Source organism: Arenibaculum pallidiluteum, from assembly GCF_017355985.1.
GTDB classification, from domain to species: Bacteria; Pseudomonadota; Alphaproteobacteria; order Azospirillales; family Azospirillaceae; genus Arenibaculum; species Arenibaculum pallidiluteum.
This window is the reverse complement of sequence record NZ_JAFIQU010000017.1, coordinates 57,969-79,557: the sequence shown is the minus strand read 5'-3', so window position 1 is coordinate 79,557 and position 21,589 is coordinate 57,969. Positions and strand designations below refer to the sequence as shown.

At 69.3% G+C, this 21,589-nt stretch carries 19 protein-coding genes; 10 read left to right on the top strand and 9 right to left on the bottom strand.

Annotated features, from left to right (window positions below):
• Window positions 1-4: 4 nt before the first annotated feature.
• Genes JUB13_RS24920 through JUB13_RS24905 form a run of 4 tightly spaced genes read right to left on the bottom strand, consistent with a single transcriptional unit; the run spans window position 5 to window position 3,751 of the window.
• Window positions 5-763, bottom strand: a complete 759-nt coding sequence (locus JUB13_RS24920) for an iron ABC transporter ATP-binding protein (protein ID WP_207483891.1) — start codon at window positions 761-763, stop codon at window positions 5-7.
• Window positions 760-1,746, bottom strand: a complete 987-nt coding sequence (locus JUB13_RS24915; protein ID WP_236025196.1) for an iron chelate uptake ABC transporter family permease subunit — start codon at window positions 1,744-1,746, stop codon at window positions 760-762. The genes JUB13_RS24920 and JUB13_RS24915 overlap by 4 nt, the downstream gene beginning before the upstream one ends.
• A complete protein-coding gene (locus tag JUB13_RS24910; protein ID WP_236025195.1) occupies window positions 1,739-2,746 on the bottom strand; it encodes an ABC transporter permease in 1,008 nt (335 codons plus the stop codon). Before JUB13_RS24910 ends, JUB13_RS24915 begins: the two co-directional genes overlap by 8 nt.
• Before the next feature lie 3 nt (window positions 2,747-2,749).
• Window positions 2,750-3,751, bottom strand: a complete 1,002-nt coding sequence (locus tag JUB13_RS24905) for a siderophore ABC transporter substrate-binding protein (protein WP_207483889.1) — start codon at window positions 3,749-3,751, stop codon at window positions 2,750-2,752.
• Between the two features lie 190 nt (window positions 3,752-3,941).
• Between JUB13_RS24905 and JUB13_RS24900 the strand changes: the two genes are divergently transcribed.
• A complete protein-coding gene (locus tag JUB13_RS24900) occupies window positions 3,942-4,235 on the top strand; it encodes a DUF2218 domain-containing protein (protein WP_207483887.1) in 294 nt (97 codons plus the stop codon).
• 28 nt (window positions 4,236-4,263) lie between these two features.
• On the opposite strand, the gene JUB13_RS24895 is transcribed toward JUB13_RS24900, so the two are convergent.
• Entirely contained in the window at window positions 4,264-4,722 is a 459-nt protein-coding gene (locus JUB13_RS24895) for a hypothetical protein (protein WP_207483885.1), read from the bottom strand.
• A 485-nt stretch (window positions 4,723-5,207) separates the two neighbouring features.
• Here JUB13_RS24895 and JUB13_RS24890 point away from each other — a divergent pair, with 485 nt between their 5' ends.
• Both JUB13_RS24890 and JUB13_RS24885 read left to right on the top strand, forming a co-directional pair.
• Entirely contained in the window at window positions 5,208-6,515 is a 1,308-nt protein-coding gene (locus JUB13_RS24890; RefSeq protein ID WP_207483883.1) for a serine hydrolase domain-containing protein, read from the top strand.
• Between the two features lie 88 nt (window positions 6,516-6,603).
• Complete coding sequence (locus JUB13_RS24885; protein WP_207483881.1) at window positions 6,604-6,825, top strand: hypothetical protein; 222 nt, start codon at window positions 6,604-6,606, stop codon at window positions 6,823-6,825.
• 315 nt (window positions 6,826-7,140) lie between these two features.
• Here the strand turns inward: JUB13_RS24885 and JUB13_RS24880 are convergent, their stop codons facing one another.
• Window positions 7,141-8,031 carry a LysR family transcriptional regulator gene (locus JUB13_RS24880; RefSeq protein ID WP_207483879.1) on the bottom strand — a complete coding sequence of 297 codons (891 nt, stop codon included), beginning with the start codon at window positions 8,029-8,031 and terminating at the stop codon, window positions 7,141-7,143.
• 103 nt (window positions 8,032-8,134) lie between these two features.
• Between JUB13_RS24880 and JUB13_RS24875 the strand changes: the two genes are divergently transcribed.
• The 5 genes from JUB13_RS24875 to JUB13_RS24855 all read left to right on the top strand — a co-directional run bounded on the left by JUB13_RS24875 (window position 8,135) and on the right by JUB13_RS24855 (window position 13,743).
• Window positions 8,135-9,004, top strand: coding sequence for an SDR family oxidoreductase (locus JUB13_RS24875; protein WP_207483877.1), 870 nt, complete (start codon window positions 8,135-8,137; stop codon window positions 9,002-9,004).
• Window positions 9,005-9,045: 41 nt separating this feature from the next.
• On the top strand, window positions 9,046-9,519 hold the full coding sequence (locus JUB13_RS24870; RefSeq protein WP_207483874.1) for an SRPBCC family protein: 474 nt from the start codon (window positions 9,046-9,048) through the stop codon (window positions 9,517-9,519).
• 279 nt (window positions 9,520-9,798) lie between these two features.
• On the top strand, window positions 9,799-11,667 hold the full coding sequence (locus JUB13_RS24865; protein WP_207483872.1) for an ABCB family ABC transporter ATP-binding protein/permease: 1,869 nt from the start codon (window positions 9,799-9,801) through the stop codon (window positions 11,665-11,667).
• A 111-nt stretch (window positions 11,668-11,778) separates the two neighbouring features.
• Window positions 11,779-12,084: an ArsR/SmtB family transcription factor gene (locus JUB13_RS24860; RefSeq protein WP_207483871.1), complete on the top strand. Its 306-nt coding sequence runs from the start codon at window positions 11,779-11,781 to the stop codon at window positions 12,082-12,084.
• Window positions 12,085-12,252: 168 nt separating this feature from the next.
• Window positions 12,253-13,743 carry a protein adenylyltransferase SelO gene (locus tag JUB13_RS24855; RefSeq protein WP_207483869.1) on the top strand — a complete coding sequence of 497 codons (1,491 nt, stop codon included), beginning with the start codon at window positions 12,253-12,255 and terminating at the stop codon, window positions 13,741-13,743.
• Between the two features lie 23 nt (window positions 13,744-13,766).
• Here the strand turns inward: JUB13_RS24855 and JUB13_RS24850 are convergent, their stop codons facing one another.
• Together JUB13_RS24850 and JUB13_RS24845 are read right to left on the bottom strand one after the other, a co-directional pair.
• Complete coding sequence (locus tag JUB13_RS24850) at window positions 13,767-15,050, bottom strand: MFS transporter (protein WP_207483867.1); 1,284 nt, start codon at window positions 15,048-15,050, stop codon at window positions 13,767-13,769.
• Window positions 15,047-16,402 (bottom strand): NAD(P)-binding protein, encoded by a 1,356-nt coding sequence (locus JUB13_RS24845; RefSeq protein ID WP_207483865.1) that lies wholly within the window; start codon window positions 16,400-16,402, stop codon window positions 15,047-15,049. Before JUB13_RS24845 ends, JUB13_RS24850 begins: the two co-directional genes overlap by 4 nt.
• A gap of 409 nt (window positions 16,403-16,811) precedes the next feature.
• Between JUB13_RS24845 and JUB13_RS24840 the strand changes: the two genes are divergently transcribed.
• Complete coding sequence (locus JUB13_RS24840) at window positions 16,812-18,296, top strand: methyl-accepting chemotaxis protein (protein ID WP_236025194.1); 1,485 nt, start codon at window positions 16,812-16,814, stop codon at window positions 18,294-18,296.
• A gap of 160 nt (window positions 18,297-18,456) precedes the next feature.
• Here JUB13_RS24840 and JUB13_RS24835 read toward each other — a convergent pair whose 3' ends face one another.
• Window positions 18,457-19,956 (bottom strand): mannitol dehydrogenase family protein, encoded by a 1,500-nt coding sequence (locus JUB13_RS24835; RefSeq protein ID WP_207483861.1) that lies wholly within the window; start codon window positions 19,954-19,956, stop codon window positions 18,457-18,459.
• 305 nt (window positions 19,957-20,261) lie between these two features.
• On the opposite strand from JUB13_RS24835, the gene JUB13_RS24830 reads away from it, so the two are divergent.
• Window positions 20,262-21,572, top strand: a complete 1,311-nt coding sequence (locus JUB13_RS24830) for an ABC transporter substrate-binding protein (protein ID WP_207483859.1) — start codon at window positions 20,262-20,264, stop codon at window positions 21,570-21,572.
• Window positions 21,573-21,589: the final 17 nt, after the last annotated feature.

Here is a 21,589-nt window from a genome sequence, read left to right as displayed (position 1 = left end):
GCCGTCAGGCGTAGTAGATCGCGATCCGCCGGCCGCCGATGATCTGAACCTCCATGGCGATGCCGTAGATGGCCTCCATCACCTCGGGGCGGATCACCTGCTCCGGGCTGCCCTGGAAGGCGACCGCGCCCTCGCGCATGGCGACGATGTGGTCGGCGTAGCAGGACGCGAAGTTCACGTCGTGGAGCACGAGCACGATGGTTTTCCCGAGCTCGTCCGCGGCGCGGCGGAGCTGCCGCATCATCGCGACCGCATGCGGCATGTCGAGGTTGTTCAGCGGCTCGTCCAGCAGCACGTAGTCGGTGTCCTGGCACAGCACCATCGCGACGAAGGCGCGCTGGCGCTGCCCGCCCGAGAGCTCGTCCAGGAAGCGGTCGGCCTGCCGTTCCAGGTTCATGTAGCCGATGGCCCGCTCGACATGGGCGAGATCGGCCGCCGTCGGGCGGCCTTTGGAATGGGGATAGCGGCCGAAGGTCACGAGGTCGCGGACGGTCAGGCGCGACGACAGGTGGTTGTCCTGGCGCAGCACGGCGATGCGTCGCGCCAGCACGTCGCTGGCCGTGCGCGTCACGTCCAGCCCGTCGACCGTCGCGGATCCCGCAGACATCGGCAGCAGCCGGCCGATCATGGACAGGAAGGTCGACTTGCCGGCCCCGTTCGGCCCGATGATCGCGGTGATCCCGCCGGCGGGAAGGCGCAGGCTGACATCGTTCACCACGACCTCGTCGCGGTAGCGCTTCGTCAGATTCCGGGCCTCGATCACGTCTTCCCCCGCAACAGCATCGCCAGGAACACGATTCCTCCAACGAAGTCGACGATCACGCGCAGGTTGGTCTCGAAGGCGAAGACCCGCTCGACGATGGTCTGCCCGCCGACCAGGAAGACGATGGCCAGCAGCGATGCCGCCGGCAGCAGGACGCGATGCCGGCTCGAGCCCGTCACGACATGGGCGAGGTTCGCGACCAAGAGGCCGAAGAAGGTGACGGGCCCCGTCAGGGCCGTGGAGACGGAGACCAGCACCGCCACCAGCACCAGGATCCGCGAGACGGCCCGGCGATGGTCGACCCCCAGGCAGATGGCGCGCTCGCGCCCCAGGGCCAGCACGTCCAGGACACGGGCCATGCGCAGCGCCACGGCGCTGGCGGCGATCACCGCGACGGCGCCGACCGCCAGCAGGTCGGTGTCGATGGAGTTGAAGCTCGCGAAGAAGCGGTTCTGCAGGAACGAGAACTCGTTGGGATCGATGACGCGCTGGATAAAGGTCGACAGGCTGCGGAAGAAGCCTCCCATGACGACACCGGCCAGGACCAGCAGGTGCAGGTTGCGCCGCCCGGTCGCGAACAGCCCGGCATAGAGCAGGGCGGAGAAGGCCACCATGACCGCCGCCTGGGCCGCGAACATGAAGCGCGGGTCGATGGCGGCGAAGCCCTGCGTGCCGATCAGGAAGACGATCGCGCTCTGGATCAGGACGTAGAGCGAGTCGAAGCCCATGATCGCGGGCGTCAGGATGCGGTTCTCGGTGACGGTCTGAAAGAGAACGGTCGAGACCGCGATCGCGAGGCCCACCAGGATCAGCGCCCCCAGCTTCGGGCCGCGGAACGCCAGGACCAGGTCCCAGCGCCCGCGCGCGCCCAGCGTCATGAAGGCGATGGTCGCCGCGGCGGCGAGCAGGACAAGCGCCAGCAGCACGGCCCGCTGCCCCAGGGGGGCGGCCCTTTCGGAGGTCTTGCCTTCGACCTTAGCCAAAGCGGGTGCCCCGCTTCAGCAGGAGCGCGAGGAAGGCGGCGCTGCCGACCACGCCCATCACCGTGCCCACGGGGATCTCATAGGGCTGGCGGACCAGCCGGCCGATCAGGTCGCAGGCCAGCAGCAGGCCGGCCCCGCTGACCGCGACCCAGGGCACGGCCCGGCGCACGTTGTCGCCGATCGTCATGCTGACGAGGTTCGGGACGATCAGGCCCAGGAAGGGAATCGTACCCACCGTCACCACCACCACCGCCGTGACCGTGGAGACGATCACCAGCCCCAGCGACAGGATCCGCCGGTGGTTCAGGCCCAGATTGGTGCTGAAGCTCTGGCCCAGCCCGGCGACCGTGAACCGGTCGGCCGCGGCGTAGGCCGCGAGCGTCAAGGCGAAGCAGATCCACAGCATCTCGTAGCGGCCGCGCAGCACCGCCGAAAAATCGCCCGTCGTCCAGGCCGCCAGCGACTGCAGCAGATCGTAGCGGAAGGCGAGGAAGGTCGTCGTCGCCTCGACCACGCCGCCAAGCATCAGCCCGACCAGCGGTACGATCAGGACCGAGCGCAGCGGGAGGCGCCGCAGGATCGCAAGGAAGATCGCCGTTCCCGCGAGGGCGAAGATTGCCGCGACGGCCATCTTGCCAACCAGCGGCATCGCCGGCGCGACCAGGATCGTCGTCAGGATGCCCAGGCTCGCGGATTCCGCCGTGCCGGCGGTCGAGGGTTCGACGAAGCGGTTGCGCAGCAGCATCTGCATGATCATGCCGCTGACCGCCATGGCGGTGCCGGCCAGCACGATCGCAAGCGTGCGCGGGATGCGGCTCGCCAGCAGGAGCTGCATCGCCTGGCCGTCGCCGGCCAGAAGCGCCCCCGGCGTAAGATCCCCCGCGCCGACCAACACGCTTGCGATGGCCAGCAGGGCGACCACGCCCACGGCCAGCGCCAGGGCGAGGCCGCCGGCGCGGACGGCGGGCGGGGGAGACGTCGTCAGGGCGCCGCTCTGCAAGGCCTAGTTCGCGCGCCGGAGCACGTTCGCCACCTGGTCCACGGCGTTCTGCATCGAGGTGATGCCGCCGCCCACCACATACCAGCTAGCCGAGTCCAGATAGACGATCCGGCCGCTCTTCGCGGCCTTGGTCGAGGCCACCAGCTCGTTCTCCAGGACCTGCCGGGCGGCGCCCGTGCCGATCGCGGCGTCGCGGTCGATCACGAACAGCCAGTCCGGATTCGTGCGCAGGATGAACTCCGACGAGATCGCCTCGCCATGGTTGGAGATCTTCAGGTCAGGCGCAGCCGGGGGCACGCCCAGAACCGTGTGGAGCATGCCGAAGCGCGAGCCCGGCCCGTAGGCGCTGATCTTGTTGCCGGTGACGAGGACGAGCAGCGCCTTGCCGGCGTCCGCGGCGTCGCGCCGGACGGCGGCGACGGATTCGTCGAGCTTCGCGAGCCGCGCGGCCGCCTCCTGCTCCTTGCCGAAGATCCGCCCAAGCAGGGTCACGTTCCGGCGGACGCTGCCGAGCTGGTCCTTCGCGTCCGTCGTCAGGTCGATGGTCGGGGCGATGCGCGAGAGCTCGCCCAGCTTTGGCGCGGACCGGCTGCCGACCACGATCAGGTCGGGCTCGAGGGCGGTGACGGCCTCGAAGTCGGGCTCGAAGAGGCTGCCGACCTTAGGATGGGACGCGTCCTTGTAGTGCGCGAGATACTCCGGGAAGATGCCGCCGGGAACGCCCGCGACCTTGACGCCCATGGCATCCAGCGTGTCCAGCGCCGACAGGTCGAAGACTACGACCCGCTGGGGACGGGCCGGGATCTCCGTGGTGCCCTGGGCGTGCTGGACGGAAACCGTGTCCTTGGCCGCCGCGGGTGAGGGCAGGAGGCCCGGCATCGCGGCGAGCATGGCCGCGGCGGCCGCCAGCGCGGCGAAGAGACGCGGGCGCCGCGCTGGCGACCGTGGCGCCGTCCCGCTGCGGGTGAAGCCTTGGATGCCGGTGGAGCTTTTGCCCGAGCCCATGCGATGTTCCCTTCGCTCTCGCCAGATAAGAATGCGAGTCGTTTGCATAGGCTTTCGCGCGAGCGGCTTCAAGGTCGAAGCTTGTCGCAGCCCGAGCGAAGCTCTACGCGACTGCGTTGCGGGATTCGCAGGACGTGGCACCGGGGCCGCGCATTAGGGTTCCATCTCCAGGAAAGCAGGGCCAATTGTGATGATCCGCTCCCAGACCTATGTCCCCACCGCCAATGGCAGCCGCTACCTCGTGCAGCTCTGCAAGCACTGGGGCCACAAGTTCGAGGTCGTCTACACGCCCGAGGCCGGGCGCGTGCCTTTCGCGCCCGACCGGGCCTGCAGCATGGCGGCCGATCCCGGCGGCCTGACCTTGACGATCGAGGCGCCGGACGGCGAGACCGCGACCCGCCTGGAAGGCGTGGTGATGGACCATCTCCGCCGCTTCGCCTTCCGCGAGGAGCTGCCCGAGACGCCCTGGACCAGGATCGCCTGAAGGCCAACGGGGCCTCGCACTCCGCCCCTCATTCGTCCGTCAGCACCTGGACCAGAGCGTAAACGTTGCTCAACGCGGGGTCCGGGCCGACCGCGGTGTAGCCGAGGATGCGGAGTTTGGCGCCTTTCTGCATGGGATAGGCTCCCTCGAACCTGACGTCCCGCTCCCGACATTCCCGCGTTACCGGATCAAGATAGAGCGGTGATTGCCTTAGCTGTTCCTCGCTGAGTGGTATTTCATCTGCACCGAGCAAGGGGGTCATGTCCCAAGCCAATGTGACTGTAGAGTTCACGAGAGGCAAACCTGGCTCCTCGAATACGTGCCATCGGTTCGGAGCCTCGCAGTCGGTATAGCTGATGCTGGCGCGCTCAGTATTCCAGTCAGAAACAAACTGAGTAGAAGGCAGAAACACGTAGCCGACGCGCCCAACGCACCCGATCATCCAGCAGTATTCTGCTATTGCGTTGGCGGGTATCATGATCGTCAAGGCGGCTGCAAGGAGATTTCTCGTAATCATTGACTGTCTACCTTGTAAGGATCGCTGAGTGTCGCGTTTCTGGCTGCAACTAAAAGCGTCGGGATGCGTACATGGATTTTTTGGCTGACAGCTCGTTGGGTCCGGAAAGTATATCGGAAAGCTTTCATATCCGTTGCGCACGCCAGATCCTCTGGCTGCAGGGCCCTGTTCGGCGGCTATGTAATCGGCGGGGCTGGCCGGATTGAATCCGCCTGCGCATGGCGCACGCGGAAGTGGCTGATCTCTGTCCATTGCGCCGCCATTCGCGCCGAATAGGGATTGTTCCCGCGCTTTTGCAGCCGGAACATGGTCCCGGCGCCGAAAGACGCCACGGGAGGAAGGAGCGAAGGAGCCGCACGGGCCGGGCCTTGCCGGACCGGCCGCTCCATGGCCGCCGTGCACGACCCGATGCGCGGCACGCTGCCGGAACGTCCATCCAAGACAGAGGTGCTCACATGACCTTGGATCGCAGAGATGTCCTGAGGATCACCGGGCTGGGGTTGCTCGCCGGAACGGCCCTGGGGCGCATAACCTTGGGGCGCACGGCCCAGGCGCAGGACGGCAATGGAAGGCTGCTGCGGGACGCGCTGGACGGCGCGCTCGGCACACCGGTCCGGCGGGGCGACATTCCCGGCGTCGTGGCCGCGGTCACCGACCGGAGCCAGATCCGGTATGTGGGGGCCTTCGGGGAGCGCGCGCTCGGCAAGGGCGTCGCCATGACGCCCGACACGGTCTTCAACATCGCCTCCATGACGAAGCCGGTCACGTCCACGGCCGCGATGCAGCTCGTCGAGCAGGGCCGACTTGATCTGGACAGTCCGATCTCCCGCTGGATCCCCGGCGCTGCGCGGCTCCAGGTCCTGGAGGGCTGGGACGCCAACGGCGAGCCCAGGCTGCGGCCCGCCCGGCGCGAGATCACGCTGCGCCACCTGATGACCCACAGCTCGGGCTTTGCGTACAACCTCTGGGATCCCGAGCTCGACCGCTTCATGAAGCAGCGGAGGTTCCCCGAGCTCGCCTCCGGGCAGGAGGCCGCCTGGTACCCGCCGCTCATGTTCGATCCGGGCGAGCGGTGGGAGTATGGCATCTCCACCGACTGGATCGGGAAGCTCGTGGAGACCGCCAGCGGCAAGACGCTCGGGACCTACATGCAGGAGAACATCTTCTGGCCGCTCGGCATGGAGAGCACCGGCTACAGGCTGACGCCGGACATGGAGGCGAGGCGCGCGGCCACCCACCAGCGCGGTCCGGATGGCAGGCTGACCGAGATCGCCTGGAACGGCCAGACGCGGCCGGTGCCCGAGCTCGGCGGTGGGGGGCTCCACTCCACCGTCGGGGACTACGCCCGCTTCGTGCGGATGATCCTGAACGGCGGCAGGGGCAACGACAACCAGCTCTTGCGGCCCCAGACGGTTGAGCTGATGTCCCGCAACGCGATGGGCAACATCCGGGTGTCCAGGCTCGGGACGACCAACCCGTCGCGCTCCGAGGATGCCGAGTTCTTCCCGGGCCTGCCCAAGACCTGGAGCCTCGGCTTCATGATCAACGAGGCGACGGCCCCGACCGGCCGCCCTGCCGGCAGCCTCGCCTGGGCGGGCCTCTACAACACCTTCTTCTGGATCGACCGCAGGAACGAGATCGGCGGCATCTTCATGACGCAGGTCCTGCCCTTCGTGGACGCGAAGACGCTGGCTGCCTTCTACGGTTTCGAGACCGCGGTCTACCAGGCGATGGGACCGCACGAGGTCTCGGTGCGGCGGTAGGCTGGCAGGACCTTCAGTGGCGTGATACTGACGTGGGTGCCGCCGCGGCCAGGCTTGCGGCGGCATCCAGGTCCCCGGTGGCTCCGCGGTGAAGCGCCCCTCCATTCCCTCCCGGCCCGATCCCTCCCGGCGGGCTTCCTCCCGGAACGCCGCCCCCGCGCCGACGAGCGTCGAGGACGCGGCGCGCGAGGCCGCCCTGCGCTCCCGCGAGGTGGCGGCGCTGCGCGACAGGCTGCGGCGCATGGCCGAGAGGCCCGAGACCGCCGAGGCGCTGGCCCGTGCGATGAAGGCGCTGCTGCGGCAGGACTAGGCCGCGGTCGCCAAGGCTGCGTCGCCAGGCCATGACCGAGGCGAGTGGGGTGAAGGCAGGACAGCAGGCGGCAAGCTTGTCGCGACGGGTGGCAACGCGCCGGAACCGCTTCAGCTTCCCTGCCAAGCCTCGGACCGCCTCCCTCTGCTGATGGGCCTCGCGGCCGGTCGGGGATCCTGGGCTGGTCAGCGCGGCCCGGGATGGTCGGCATGATGCGCTTGGGCGGAAGGCAGCGAGCAGCCTGGCGCCTGCCATCCGTCAGATGGAGCGCCCAGGCGGGGGGGACCCGAGCCTGGCCAGAGCGGTTTCTTGGCGTCACTTGCCGATATAGGCGGCCAGCTCGTCGGGCGTTCCCATGGGAAAGGCCTCTCTCAGATGGTCGAGGAACGCCGACACCCGGGCGCTTAGCAGCCGCCTGGATGGATAGAGCGTCCACAAGGCGATGTCGGGTCTGTCGATATCCCCCCAGTGCACCAGCGTGCCGTCGGCCAGATCGTGGCTCACGAGCGACACGGGGAGACGGCCGGCGCCGACGCCCGCACGCACCGCATCCCGGACCATGATGAGCGACGACAGAGCGAGGACCGGCTCGATCGCAATCGTTGCCCGGCCAGCGGGCGTCCTGATGTTCCAGGCCAGTGGATCGCCCGTCGCGCGCACGACGGCCGGGGCAGGGAGGTCTCCGGCCGGCCGGGCGAGGCCAGGGCTTGCCACGACCACGAGCCGATCGCGCAGGAAGGCTCGTCCGACCAGTCTCTCGTCGGGATCCGGATTGACCCGGATCACCAGGTCGAACCCTTCCTCGATCATGTCGACGGCACGGTCCTCCGTCGAGACCTCAAGCCGCACCTCCGGATATTTCAAGGCGAACCCGGCGGCGATCTTCCCCATCGCGGTCTGGGAGAAAAGCAGCGGGGCGCTGATCCGCAACCTGCCTCGCGGCCTTTCACCGCCCGAGGCGATCGTCGCTGCGGTTTCTTCGAGTTCGGCGAGCAGCCGGCCCGCCCGCTCGAAGAGCGCACGTCCTTCCTCGGTAAGCTTCAGCGCGCGCGCGCCGCGCTCAAACAGGCGCAGGTCGAGGGCCGCTTCCAGTTCCGCGACCCGGCGGGACAGGGTTGCCTTCGGGCGTCCCGTCGCGCGTGCGGCTCGTCCGAAACCCCCGTGCTGGGCGACGAGATTGAAATCGGCGAGAGCGAGCAGATCCATCCGTTCCACCGGTGAGACGGTATGTCCAAATGTAAGGTCTATCGGCACGAATGTGGATCACTGATTTTCGGGATGTCTTTCGACCTCAACCGGAGTGATCCCCATGACCATCCTCGTTACCGGCGCAACCGGCACCGTTGGCCGCGACGTCGTCGAACAGCTCGTGAAGCGCGGCGCCGACGTGCGCGCCCTCGTCCGCGATCCCGCCAAGGCCAGCTTCCCGGCGGGCGTCGCCGTCGCCGAGGGCGACCTGCTTGACGTCGACTCGCTGCGAAGCGCCTTTTCGGGCGTCTCCTCACTCTTCCTGCTCAACGCCGTGGTGCCTGACGAATTCACCCAGGCCCTGATCGCGCTCAATCTTGCCCGCGAGGCCGGCATCAAGCGGATCGTCTACCTGTCGGTGATCCACAGCGACGTCTACGTGAACGTGCCGCACTTCGCGGGCAAATTCGCGGTCGAGCGCATGATCGAGCAGATGGGCCTCAACGCCACCATCCTGCGTCCCGCCTACTTCATCGGCAACGACCGCACGATCAAGGACGTGGTGACTGGATACGGCGTCTATCCGATGCCGATCGGCAGCAAGGGCCTGGCAATGGTCGACACGCACGACATCGCCGAGGTCGCGGCCATCGAGCTCATTCGCCGCGAGCAGTCGGCGGTGCCGCTTCCGCTCGACCGGATCAATCTCGTCGGGCCGGACACGCTGACCGGCAAGGACGTCGCCGCGATCTGGACCGAGGTCCTGGGCCGTCCGATAGCCTATCGGGGCGACGACACCGCCGGGTTCGAGCAGAGCCTCCGGCAGTTCATGCCGGGCTGGATGGCCTTCGACATGCGCCTGATGAGCGAGCGCTTCCTCACCGAGGGCATGCTCCCCGAAGAGGGCGACGTCGAACGTCTCACCACGCTCCTGGGGCGCCCCCTGCGCTCCTACCGCGACTTCGCCGCCGAGATCGCGACCTCGGCCTGATGGCCGGGCGACACTCAACCCTCTCAGGAAGGAACGTCATCATGATCTATTCGACCGCCACCGTTCCCGTGAACCCGGAAGGTCAGGCCAAGCTGACCCGCGCACAGGCCTGGGCCGGCCTGGTGCTCAAGGCCCGTGACGCCCGCCTGTTCCTCCCGCCGGGCCTCTGCACCCGCTGCGACGTCGTCGAGGAGAGCGCGACCCATTTCGTGCGCGAGGCCACGATCGCGGGTGCGGGCCTCCGCGAGATCATCACCTTGGAGCCCGAGAGCAAGGTCACCTTCTTCCAGGCCACCGGCCCGCGCGAAGGCGCGATCATCAACGAGCTGTACGAGGATGAGGCCGGCGCGCTCCAACTCCGCTTCTATTGCTATCTCGGTCTTCGCGGCAAAGAGCCGAACGGTGCCGAGGAGCAGGCGGAGCAGGCGCAGTTCGACAGCGACAGCGGCTACAAAGCCGCCCTGCTGTCCACGTTGAAGCGCACCCGCGAGCTGCTCGCGGAAGGCCGCCTCTGACCATCACCATGACCATCAAGCAGGGGACTGCCGCTTGGAAGGCGGTCCCCTCCGAGCCGCGCCCGACCCGTCACGGCCGCCGCGTGCGCTCCCTCGCCGACAGGCCAGCGCACCGGCGGAAATCCGTCGGTTCCTGCCTGGCCAGCCGGGCGGTGCCCGGGCGCAGGACGTGACCCGGCGGTCGCTGGCGGCCAGGAATGGCGGCCCGTGCAGGCTGGCGCCCGGTCCCCGCGCACCCTACATGCTTGGGGTTCTTCCCGCCTCTCCGGACCCTTTCCCATGGCCGATTCCGCCGCCGGCACCCCGAGACCCGACGCCCTGCCGCAATTCGGCGAGGGGCGGGCAGTCCGCGCGCTGCTGCCCTATCTCTGGCCCGCGGGACAGTGGGGGTTGCGCTCCCGGGTCGTGGTGGCGCTCGCCTGCCTGGTCGTCGCCAAGCTCGCCAACGTCTACGTGCCGGTCCTGTACAAGCACGCGGTGGACGCGCTCTCGGGCGGCGCAGGGCTGGTCGTCGCGGTGCCGCTCGGCGTGATCCTCGCCTATGGGCTCGCGCGCGTCACGGCGCTGGGCTTCGGGGAGCTGCGCGACGCGATCTTCGCCAAGGTCGCACAGCGCGCGATCCGCTCGGTCGCGCTGAACGTCTTCCGGCACCTGCACGCGCTGTCGCTGCGCTTCCACCTGGAGCGGCAGACCGGCGGCCTCTCGCGCTCGATCGAGCGGGGCACGCGGGCGATCCAGACGCTGCTGAGCTTCATGCTCTTCAACATCCTGCCGACCCTGCTGGAGATCCTGCTGGTCTGCGGGATCCTCTGGGGGCTCTTCGACGTCTGGTTCGCCCTGGCGACCTTCGTGACGGTGGTGGCCTACATCGCCTACACGCTGGCGATCACGGAATGGCGCCTGAAGTTCCGGCGCGAGATGAACGAGCAGGACAACCGCGCCAACACCAAGGCGATCGACAGCCTGCTGAACTTCGAGACCGTGAAGTATTTCGGCAACGAGGAGCACGAGGCCCGGCGCTACGACTCCGCCCTGCAGTCCTACGAGACCGCGGCGGTGAAGAGCCAGGTCTCACTCTCGCTGCTGAACATAGGCCAAGCCGCGATCATCGCGGCCGGCCTGACCGCCGTGATGTGGATGGCCGCGCGCGGGATCGCCAACGGCACCATGACGGTCGGCGACTTCGTGCTGGTGAACACCTATCTGCTGCAGCTCTACCAGCCGCTGAACTTCTTCGGCTTCGTGTACCGCGAGATCAAGCAGGCGCTGATCGACATGGAGAAGATGTTCGAGCTGATGGGCGTCGATCGCGAGGTCGCGGACCGGCCGGGCGCCGCCGACCTGGCGACGGCGGGCGGCACGGTCGCCTTCGAGGACGTCGCCTTCGGCTACGATCCGCGCCGGCCGATCCTGAAGGGCGTGTCCTTCACCGTGCCGGCGGGCAGGACGGTCGCCATCGTCGGCCCTTCTGGCGCCGGCAAGTCCACCGTCAGCCGGCTGCTGTTCCGCTTCTACGACGTCAGCGGCGGGCGCATCCTGATCGACGGCCAGGACATCCGCGACGTCACGCAGAAGAGCCTGCGCGGGGCCATCGGCATCGTCCCGCAGGACACCGTTCTGTTCAACGATACGATCTACTACAACATCGCCTACGGACGGCCCTCGGCCAGCCCGGCCGAGGTCGAGCAGGCCGCGCGCCTCGCCCATATCCACGACTTCGTGATGGCGCTGCCCGACGGCTACCAGACCACGGTGGGCGAGCGCGGGCTGAAACTCTCAGGCGGCGAGAAGCAGCGCGTGGCGATCGCCCGCGCGATCCTGAAGGCGCCGGCGATCCTGCTCTTCGACGAGGCCACCTCGGCCCTCGACACCCGCACCGAGCGCGAGATCCAGAGCAGCCTGCGCGAGGTCAGCCGGGGCCGCACCACGCTCGTGATCGCGCACCGCCTCTCGACCGTGATCGACGCGGACGAGATCCTGGTGCTGGAGCAGGGCCGGGTGGCCGAGCGCGGCAGCCACGGCGAGCTGCTGGCGATGGGTGGCCGCTACGCCGCGATGTGGCATCAGCAGCAGCAGGCGGCCGAAGCCGGCGAGGCGCCGCCCCGGCCCGAGGACGGCGCCGTCGCGTCGGTGATGGCGCCGGGCTGATGGCGCCGGGCTGGTGGCGCCAGGCTGACCGCGGCGGGCTATGGCGCTGCGCGGAGGCCTGACCAAGTGCATCCTTTGGCGAAGCCGTCCCGTCGTGGCATAGTCCCCGCCATGGATCTCGACCAAGCCGCTGCGCGCCTCGAGGCGCTGGGTCATGCGACACGCCTCGCCGTCTACCGCCTGCTGGTGCGCGCGGGCGGGGAGGGCATGGCCGTGGGCGACATCCAGGAGCGGCTGGGCATCCCCTTGTCGACCCTGTCCCACCACCTGCGCAAGCTCGTGCTGACCGGCCTCGTGACGCAGGAGCGGCGAGCGACCACGCTGATCTGCCGGGCCGACTACGCGGTGATGGACCAGACATTGGGCTTCCTTGCCAAGGAATGCTGCGCCGACGCCAAGGGCCTCAGCGCCGCCTGACCGCGCGCCGCCTGACCATTCGAACATTCCCTTGCGGCAGCCTTTCGCGCCGGCTGGAACCGGACCCCTTGCGCCGCCATATGGTGGGGCCTGGATGGGAAGCGGAGCCGTCGCTCCGCGGCGTCCCGCGCCCGTCCAGACCACTCCGTCCCGAGGAGAGCGCGGCCTATGACGGCGCAGTTCCGCTTCGACAATTCCTATGCCCGGCTGCCCGAGGCCTTCTACGCGCGGGTGCTGCCCACGCCCGTGGCCGCGCCGGCGCTGATCAAGCTGAACCGCGCCCTGGCGACGGAGCTGGGGCTCGACCCCGATGCGCTGTCCACGCCCGAGGGGGTCGAGTTCCTTGCCGGCCGGCGCGTGCCCGAGGGCGCGGAGCCCATCGCCATGGCCTATGCCGGGCACCAGTTCGGCGGCTTCGTCCCGCAGCTCGGCGACGGCCGGGCCATCCTGCTGGGCGAGGTCGTCGGCCTGGACGGCCGGCGCCGGGACATCCAGCTCAAGGGCTCGGGCCCGACGCCGTTCTCGCGCCGTGGCGACGGCCGCGCCGCGCTGGGCCCGGTGCTGCGCGAATACGTCGTCAGCGAGGCCATGGCCGCGCTTGGCATCCCGACCACGCGGGCCCTCGCGGCGGTGACCACCGGCGAGGAGGTGCTGCGCGAGACGCCGCTGCCCGGCGCCGTCCTGACGCGAATAGCGTCCAGCCACATCCGGATCGGCACCTTCCAGTACTTCGCGGCGCGCGGCGACGTGGACGCGGTGCGCGCCCTCGCCGACCACGCCATGGCGCGGCACGATCCCGAGGCTGCGGCCGCGGCCGAGCCCTACCGCGCCTTCCTGGAAGGCGTGATCGCCCGCCAGGCGGATCTCGTCGCCCGGTGGATGCTGGTCGGCTTCATCCACGGCGTCATGAACACGGACAACATGTCGGTCTCGGGCGAGACCATCGACTACGGTCCCTGCGCCTTCATGGACGCTTACGACGCCGCTACGGTCTTCAGCTCGATCGACGCCCAGGGGCGGTATGCCTACGCGAACCAGCCGGCCATCGCCCGGTGGAACCTGACGCGGCTCGCGGAATGCCTGCTGCCGCTGCTGGCCGGCGAGGAGGAGGCGGCCGTCGCCATCGCGCGCGAGGCGCTGGCGGGCTTCGGCGAGCGCTTCAACGCGGCCTTCCTGGCCGGCCTGCGGCGCAAGATCGGCCTCTTCGAGGCGCGGGAGGACGATCCCGACCTGATCCAGGACCTGCTCGACCGCATGGCGGCGGGCAAGGCGGACTTCACGCTGACCTTCCGGCGTCTCGCCGACGCGGCGGGCCCCGGGGTGGACGGTCCGGAGGGAGATGGCGCGGTGCGGGCCCTGTTCGAGGATCCCGCCGCCTATGACGACTGGGCGGCACGGTGGCGACAGAGGCTCGCGGGCGAGTCGCAGGATGCCGCAACCCGGCGCGAAGCCATGCGCCGCGTGAACCCCGCCTTCATCCCGCGCAACCACCGGGTCGAGGCGGTCATCCGGGCGGCCGTGGACCGGCAGGACTACGTCCCCTTCGAGGAGCTCCTGGCCGTGCTCTCCGCGCCCTATGACGACCAGCCGGCCTTCGCGGCCTATGCAGATCCGCCGGAGCCCGATCAGCGCGTCCTGCGAACCTTCTGCGGGACCTGAAGGCTGGGACCTGACGGAGGGCCTCAGCCCGGCGGGGCAGCGAGGGGCGCCGACGCGCGTCCCTCGGCCCTCAGGCTGATCGCGGCCGCAGCAGCGAATGCCGCCGCCATCAGCGCCGCCCCGGCCAGCAGGGCAAGCAGGACGGCGTCGTAGGAGCCCGCGGCGGACCACAGCACGGCGGCCGCGGCCGGGGCCGCGGCCTTGGCGGCGGTGATCGGAACGCCGAGCGCCCCGTTGACGGCGCCATAGGCCTCGCGCCCGATCATCTCGGGCACCGCCAGTCCCCTCACGATGGTCATGATCCCGTTGGCGCCGCCGTAGACCACGGCGAAGGCCGCGAGCGAGGCGAAGCTCGGCGGCAGCAGGATCAGCAGCGCCAGCGAGACCGGCATGGCAAGCGTGGTGGCGATGCCGATGGCGCGGACCGACCGGCCACGGGCGAGCACCCAGATCGCGACACGCCCCGCGACTTGTGCCGGGCCGATGATCGCGATCGCCCCAACCACCGTGGCCGTCGCGTAGCCGCGCTCCAGCAGCAACGGGTAGACGTGGAAGCCGACCGCCGTGGTGACCAGCGCGTAGAGCGTCAGCGACAGGGCCAGCGCCCAGAAGGCCGGCATGGCCAGGGCGCGGCGCACCGCGCGGGGCGGCGGGCCGGGGGCTGCCGTACGCGTGCCTGCCATCGCCGCGGGGTGCTCGCGCCCGCGGATCAGCCCCAGGTGCAGACCCGTGCAGGCCAGGAGGTTCATGGCGGCCATGGCCGCCAGCGTGCCGCGCCAGCCGAAGGGGTCGAGCATGGCCTGGATCAGCGGCACGAAGACGGTGCTGGCGAAGCCGCCCCACAGCGTCACCGCGGTGATGCCGCGCCGCGCCTCGACCCCGAACCGCCTGGCGATCACCGCGAAGACGGGGTCGTAGAGGGTCATGGCCTGGACGAGCCCGATACCCGCGAAGACGAGATAGAGCGCCGCCAGCCCGTTCACCTGCGACCAGCCCAGCAGGAACAGGCCAGCCAGTGTCGAGCCCAGCGCCATCACCAGCCGCCCGCGGCCGGCATCGATGGCAGCGCCGACAGGATAGGCCGCCAGGCTTGCCGCGAGCAGGCCGAAGGTGACGGCCCCATAGGCCTCGGACTTGTCGAAGCCGAGCTCGTGGCCCATGGGCTCCGCGATCAGGGGAAAGCTGTAGTACAGCGATCCCCAGGAGATGATCTGCCCAATTCCGAGCCCGCCGATGAAGATCCCCTCGCGCGCCAGCGGACCTGGGCGATTTTCCGCACCCGGCGCGGCCGAATCCGCCGTGCTCACCCGCAGCACCCTCCGGATTCCGGCCTCGGCGGGCAGCAGCCACCTGCCTTGGGCGCCGCGGCAGGGGACGCGCGGTCCGTGCTGCACACGCCGGTTTCCGGCAGCTCCAGCCGGACCTCCCGAGCGGCCGCGACGTCGCCGGCAAGCAGCGCCGCGATGGAGCGCACCTGCTCGTAGCCCGTCGCCAGCAGGAAGGTGGGCGCCCGCCCGTAGCTCTTCACGCCGGCGGTGAAGAAGCCCGCCTCAGGGTGGGACAGCTCGCGCGCGCCATGCGGCCGCACCGTTCCGCAACTGTGCAGGTTCGGGTCGATCAGCGGACCCAGCGCCTCGGCGCATTCCAGCCAGGGATCCAGGCGCAGCCGCAGCTCGCGCGTGATGGCGAGATCCGGTCGCTGGCCGGTGGCGCCGACGATCCGCTCGATCCCCTCCAGCACCCGTCCGTCGGCCGCGCGCACCTTCATCCGGCCCGCGGCATCCGTGCTCACGGTTTCGATGCGGAATTCCGTCGCCAGCTCCAGCGTTCCGGAATCCCGCAGGGCGCCGAGCGACGCGCCCAGGGCGGCGCGTGCCGGCAGCCCGTCCGCGGCGCCGCCGCCGATCACCCGCGACAGGTCCTTCCCGCGCACGGCCCAGAGCAGCCGCGTCCCCGGCGCCTGGCGGGCCAGCGCCGCCAGGTCGAGCAGCACGTTGGCCGCCGAGTGACCGGCCCCCACCACCAGCGTGGCGCGTCCGGCATAGGTCTCGCGCTCGGCGCCGAGTACGTCGGGGATGCCGTAGGCGATCGGGCCGCCACGCTCTCCCGAGGCCGCGGCCGCAGCCGTCCCGGCCAGGGCCGCCTCGCCCAGGGCCGGGATGCCGCCGGCCCCGATCGGGTTCGGCTGCCCCCAGGTGCCGGAGGCGTCGATCACCGCGCGCGCCAGGATCTCGGTGTCGCCGCCGGGGGTCCCGACCCGCAGCACGAAGGGAGCGGCCTCGCGCCCCGCCGTCAGGACCTTGTCGAAGCCAAGGCGCGTGATCGCCTGCACGCGATGGCGCAGGCGGATGCGGGACGTGAGCGCGGGCAGGGCCGCCAGAGGGGCCAGGTAGCGGGCGACCAGCTCGGCACCGGTCGGCAGCGCGTCGTCAGGCGGCGCCTCCCAGCCGGCGGTGCGCAGAAGCGACGCCGCCACGGCGTCGATGTCGTACCGCCAGGGCGAGAACAGGCGCACATGACCCCATTGCCGCAGGTTGGAGGCGGGCTCCGCCCCGGCCTCCAGCACCAGGGGCTCGATGCCACGGTTCAGAAGGTGCGCGGCGGCGGCAAGGCCGACCGGGCCGGCGCCGACAACCGCGACTGGCAGGGAGAGTGACATCGCCGCCTCAATGGTACGTTATTTCCAATAATATCGTTACATGGTGCGACTCTGCGGTCAAGCGGTTCCGTCCGCGGCCATCCGTTTTGCCAGCCATCAGCCTCGGCCAAGATCCCGACTGCGATACTACGGCGATCGGAAGTCGACCGACTGTTATGGGTACGCAACTTCAGATCTATCTCCTCGTGTTTTTCAAACTAAGGTCATATTCGCTTTGTTCGCGAGCAGTATTCTCGCGTATAGGGGAAACAAAATCATCCTGCCGAACCCTTTACAGGGCGTCTGCCCGATACATATCAAATGCGTGCAATGCCGTATCGGTCGTCCGCCGTCCCGCAGCCCCGAGGGCTGTCGGGCATTTCGGTCTTCCGGACGGGCCCGAAGCGGCGTCAAAGCGGAGGATCTCGACTTGCTCGGTTTTATCCTGTCCAAGGGCCGGTCCGAGACCGAAGCCACGCTGGAGGCGCTGAACAGATCCCAGGCGGTGATCGAGTTCGCGCTCGACGGAACCATCCTGACCGCCAACGCCAATTTCCTGGCGGCGATGGGCTATTCCCTGGACGAGATCCGGGGCAGGCACCACAGCCTGTTCGTGGAGCCCGGCACGGCGGCCAGCCCCGAATACGCTGCGTTCTGGGAGCGGCTGCGCCGGGGCGAATACCAGGCGGCGCAGTTCAGGCGCCTGGGCAAGGGCGGGCGCGAGATCTGGATCGAGGCTTCCTACAACCCGATCCTCGATGCCAGCGGACGGCCGTACAAGATCGTCAAATACGCCACCGACATCACCCGGCGGAAGGCCGAGGAGGCCGATTTCCGGGGCCAGGTCGAATCCATCGGCAAGGCGCAGGCGGTGATCGAGTTCGCGCTGGACGGCACGGTCCTGAACGCCAACGCCAACTTCCTGACGGCGATGGGCTATTCCCTGGATGAGATCCGGGGCAGGCACCACAGCCTGTTCGTGGAGCCCGATTTCGCCCGGAGCGCGGAGTATGCGGGCTTCTGGGAACGCCTGCGCCGGGGCGAATACCAGGCGGGCCAGTTCAGGCGCCTGGGCAAGGGCGGGCGCGAGATCTGGATCGAGGCCTCGTACAACCCGATCCTCGATGCCAGCGGCCGGCCGTTCAAGGTCGTCAAGTACGCCACCGACATCACGCGCCAGATCCGCATGCTTGCCGAGCTCAAGCGGCTGATCGACGAGAACTTCGGCGAGATCGGCGGCGCCCTGGCGCGCTCGAGCGACCAGGCGGACGCAGCGGCGCACGCTGCCGCAGACACCTTGGGCAGCGTGCAGACGGTGGCTGCCGCCGCCGAGGAGCTGGCCGCATCGAGCCGGGAGATCGCAGCGAGCATGGCGCGCTCGCGCTCGGCCGCGGACGATGCCCGGGAGCAGGCTGGCGCGGCCGACCGCGCGACGCAGCGCCTGGTCGAGACGGCCCGTCAGATGGGGGGCATCGTGGAACTGATCCGCAGCATCGCCGGCCAGATCAACCTGCTGGCGCTGAACGCCACCATCGAGGCCGCGCGCGCGGGCGAGGCGGGGCGCGGATTCGCGGTGGTCGCCAACGAGGTGAAGAATCTCGCCAACCAGGCAGCCCGCGCCACCGACCAGATCTCGACGGAGATCGACGGCGTGCAGGCGGTCTCCTCCGACGTTGTGGGAGCGCTGGCGGGCATCCGGGACGCCATCGGCACCGTGCGCGAGGCGGTCGCGACCACGGCCGGCGCCGTCGAGGAGCAGAGCGCCGTCACCGGAGAGATGTCGGAGCGCATGCAGGGCGCCTCGACGGCCGTGGCGAGCATCACCGCCAGCACCGGCGAGATCGCCGCATCGGTGCAGCAGGTCGTGGCGGCGGTCGCCAAGACCAAACAGGCCGCCGAGGTGCTGGCGCGCTGAGGCGGCTTCAGAACTCGGCGCAGATGCGCGGGTCGCGGTCGATGGCTTCGCGGAGGGCCTGCGCCATCTCGTCGGCGGTGCGGCCCTCGAAACGCGGCGCGGCTTTGGCTTGCCCGCCCCCGTGCAAGGCCCAAAGGCCGGCTGACCCTCAGCGGATCGCTCAGGCGTCGAGCCGGCGCGCTATGGTCGCCCTGGCCCCGTCGGCGTAGAGCTGGCGCAGCGCGTCGGCCAGCGATGCGACGAAGCCGAACGCGCGAGGAAGCTCGGTCCCGAAGACCTCGGGGCAGGTCTCCAGCAGGAGACGAGGATCGGCGCCGCCCTGCCGCGCCAGGGTGCGCAGGCGCCCACCCAGCGGATCCAGCAGCGGCAGGGTGCCGCCGCCGCGCTCGGCATCGCCCTGGAGGTAGCGGAGATAGCCCGCGACCACCAGGGCCGTGCAGGGGGCAGCCATGCCCCGCGCGTCGAGCTCGACCGCCGAGGGCACCACGAATTTCGGCACCCGGGCCGAGCCGTGCTGGCACAGCCGGTCGGTGGTGTCCTTGACGGCGGTGTTCGAGAAGCGCTCGACCAGCGTCTCCTTGTATTCGTCGAGATCGATGCCGGGCACGGTGCCGACCAGCGGCGTCACCTCCTCCATGAAGGCGCGGATGAAGCGCTCGAACACGGGATCGGCCATGACCTCGTGGACATAGGCGTATCCGGCGAGGTTGCCGAGATAGCCGATGCCGATATGCGAGGCGTTTAGGAGCCTCAGCTTCATCTTCTCGTAGGGCTTCACATCGCGGGTGAAGAGCGCGCCGACCCGCTCCCAGGCCGGGCGGCCGAGCGGGAAATCGTCCTCGATCACCCACTGGGTGAAGGGCTCGCATACCACTGGCCAGGCATCCGCGATGCCGAAGCGCCCGGCGACCAGCGAGCGGTCGGCCTCGGTCGTCGCGGGCGTGATGCGGTCGACCATGCAGTTGGGAAAGGCGCCCTCGGCGGCGATCCAGTCGGCGAGCCGCGGATCCAGGCGCACCGCGAACTCGGTCAGCATGGTGCGCGCCACGGTGCCGTTGTGCTCGATGTTGTCGCAGGACAGCACGGTGAAGGGGGCCAGCCCGCGCTCGCGCCGGCGGCGCAGCGCCGCCGCGAGATACCCGTAGAGCCCGATGGGCGACTCGGGGTGCTGGAGGTCGTGGACGACGTCGGGATGGTCCGGGTCGAAGGCGCCGGTGCCCTGGTTGAAGCAATACCCACCCTCGGTCACGGTGAGCGAGACAATCCGGCATTCGGGCGCGGCCATGCGCTCGATCACCGCCTCGCGCGCGCTCGGCGCGTGCAGGTATTCCGCGATGGAGCCGACGACGCGCGCGTGGTCGGCCGAGGAGGCGCGCTCCACCAGCACGTAGAGCCCGTCCTGCGGGACGAGCGCGTCGCGCATGCGGGCATCGCCTTCGAGAAGACCGACCCCGCAAATCGCGAAGTCCCGCGCCTCGCCGAGGTTCAGCAGCTTGTCGAGATAGAGCGCCTGGTGCGCGCGGTGGAACGCGCCGACGCCGATATGGACGATCCCCGGCCGGAGCCCTGCGCGGTCGTAGGCGGGGACCGCGACGCCGGGCGCGATCAGGGGGAGACTGGCGTTGGCGAGCGGAACGGGGCCGGCTTGCTCCCGGGACATGACCAACCTCCTCCTGAAGGCCGGGCGATCCCGGCCGGGATTCGAAGCATTCGACAGGCCGGGCCCCGAAGCAACCCATTTTCAGGCGTCCGGACAGTGGAGGATCAGGCAGGTATCGTTCCATCACAAATAAAAACCAAAGATAACTTTCCATTCAATTGGGTTGTCATTCACCCTTTCGGAATGGAGTGGATGTAACCGGCTTGCGGGAACTTGACAGGATTGTTGGGGCGGCGGACGCTCAGGGCAAAGAGCGGAAGAAGAACCGCCTGCCACCAACCGGCCCTGGGGAGGGATGTCCAGCCATGACCATCACGCGCTTCCTGTGCGCATTGCCGGCGGCCATGCTCGGCTTCGGCGCTCTGGCGCATGCCGAGACGCTGACGATCGCGACGGTGAACAACGCCGACATGATCATCATGCAGCGCCTCTCCCCGCGCTGGGAGCAGGCCACCGGGCACAAGCTCAACTGGGTCGTGCTCGAGGAGAACGTGCTCCGCCAGCGCGCCACCACCGACATCGCCACCCGGGGCGGCCAGTTCGACATCATCACCATCGGGTCCTACGAGACGCCGATCTGGGGCCGCCAGAACTGGCTCCTTCCCCTCGACGAGCTCGGCCAGGACTACGACTACGCCGACCTGATCCCGACGGTGAAGAACGGCCTGTCCCACAACGGCAAGCTCTACGCCGTGCCCTTCTACGCGGAGAGCTCATTCACCTATTACCGCAAGGACCTGTTCGATGCCGCGGGGCTCCGGATGCCCGAGCGCCCGACCTACGACCAGATCGCGGAATTCGCGGCGAAGCTCACGGACAAGTCCAAGGAGATCTACGGCTTCTGCCAGCGCGGCAAGCCGGGCTGGGGCGAGAACATGGCCTTCGTCGGGCCCATGGTGAACGCCTTCGGCGGGCGCTGGTTCGACGAGAAGTGGGAGCCGCAGCTCACCTCCGAGCCCTGGAAGAAGGCGATCGCCTATTACGTCAAGAACCTCAGGGACTACGGACCGCCCGGCGCCACCGCGAACGGCCACAACGAGAACCGCGCGCTCTTCGCCACCGGCCGCTGCGCCATGTGGGTCGACGCCACCTCGGCCGCGGGCTACATCTTCAATCCCAAGGAGAGCCAGGTCGCCGAGAAGACGGCCTTCGCGGCCGCCCCGACCCAGGTCACCGCCAACGGGTCCGGCTGGTTCTGGGCCTGGGCGCTCGGCATCCCGAGCTCCTCGACCAAGGCCGAGGCCGCCAAGTCCTTCGTGAAATGGGCGACCTCCAAGGACTACATCGCGCTCGTCGGCAGCGAGGTGGGTTGGGTATCGGCCCCTCCGGGAACGCGCAGCTCGACCTATGCGAACCCCGAATACGTGAAGGCGGCGCCCTTCGCGAAGGTCGTCCACGAGTCCATCGCGAATGCCGACATCACGAAGCCGACCAAGGACCCCGTCCCCTATGTGGGGATCCAGTACGTCGCCATTCCCGAGTTCCAGGGGATCGGGACGGTGGTCGGCCAGCAGATCGCGGCGGCCCTGGCCGGGCAGATGACCGTCGACCAGGCGCTGGATTCGGCACAGCGCTCGACCGCGCGGACCATGAAGCAGGCGGGCTACCCGAAGTGACCTGAGCTTCCGGCAGC

Coding starts and splice junctions, on each gene's coding strand:
- JUB13_RS24890 (WP_207483883.1), top strand. CDS start 5,208: ATGACCTTGGATCGCAGAGATGTCCTGAGGATCACCGGGCTGGGGTTG.
- JUB13_RS24870 (WP_207483874.1), top strand. CDS start 9,046: ATGATCTATTCGACCGCCACCGTTCCCGTGAACCCGGAAGGTCAGGCC.
- JUB13_RS24880 (WP_207483879.1), bottom strand. CDS start 8,031: ATGGATCTGCTCGCTCTCGCCGATTTCAATCTCGTCGCCCAGCACGGG.
- JUB13_RS24830 (WP_207483859.1), top strand. CDS start 20,262: ATGACCATCACGCGCTTCCTGTGCGCATTGCCGGCGGCCATGCTCGGC.
- JUB13_RS24855 (WP_207483869.1), top strand. CDS start 12,253: ATGACGGCGCAGTTCCGCTTCGACAATTCCTATGCCCGGCTGCCCGAG.
- JUB13_RS24835 (WP_207483861.1), bottom strand. CDS start 19,956: ATGTCCCGGGAGCAAGCCGGCCCCGTTCCGCTCGCCAACGCCAGTCTC.
- JUB13_RS24860 (WP_207483871.1), top strand. CDS start 11,779: ATGGATCTCGACCAAGCCGCTGCGCGCCTCGAGGCGCTGGGTCATGCG.
- JUB13_RS24875 (WP_207483877.1), top strand. CDS start 8,135: ATGACCATCCTCGTTACCGGCGCAACCGGCACCGTTGGCCGCGACGTC.
- JUB13_RS24845 (WP_207483865.1), bottom strand. CDS start 16,402: ATGTCACTCTCCCTGCCAGTCGCGGTTGTCGGCGCCGGCCCGGTCGGC.
- JUB13_RS24905 (WP_207483889.1), bottom strand. CDS start 3,751: ATGGGCTCGGGCAAAAGCTCCACCGGCATCCAAGGCTTCACCCGCAGC.
- JUB13_RS24865 (WP_207483872.1), top strand. CDS start 9,799: ATGGCCGATTCCGCCGCCGGCACCCCGAGACCCGACGCCCTGCCGCAA.
- JUB13_RS24900 (WP_207483887.1), top strand. CDS start 3,942: ATGATCCGCTCCCAGACCTATGTCCCCACCGCCAATGGCAGCCGCTAC.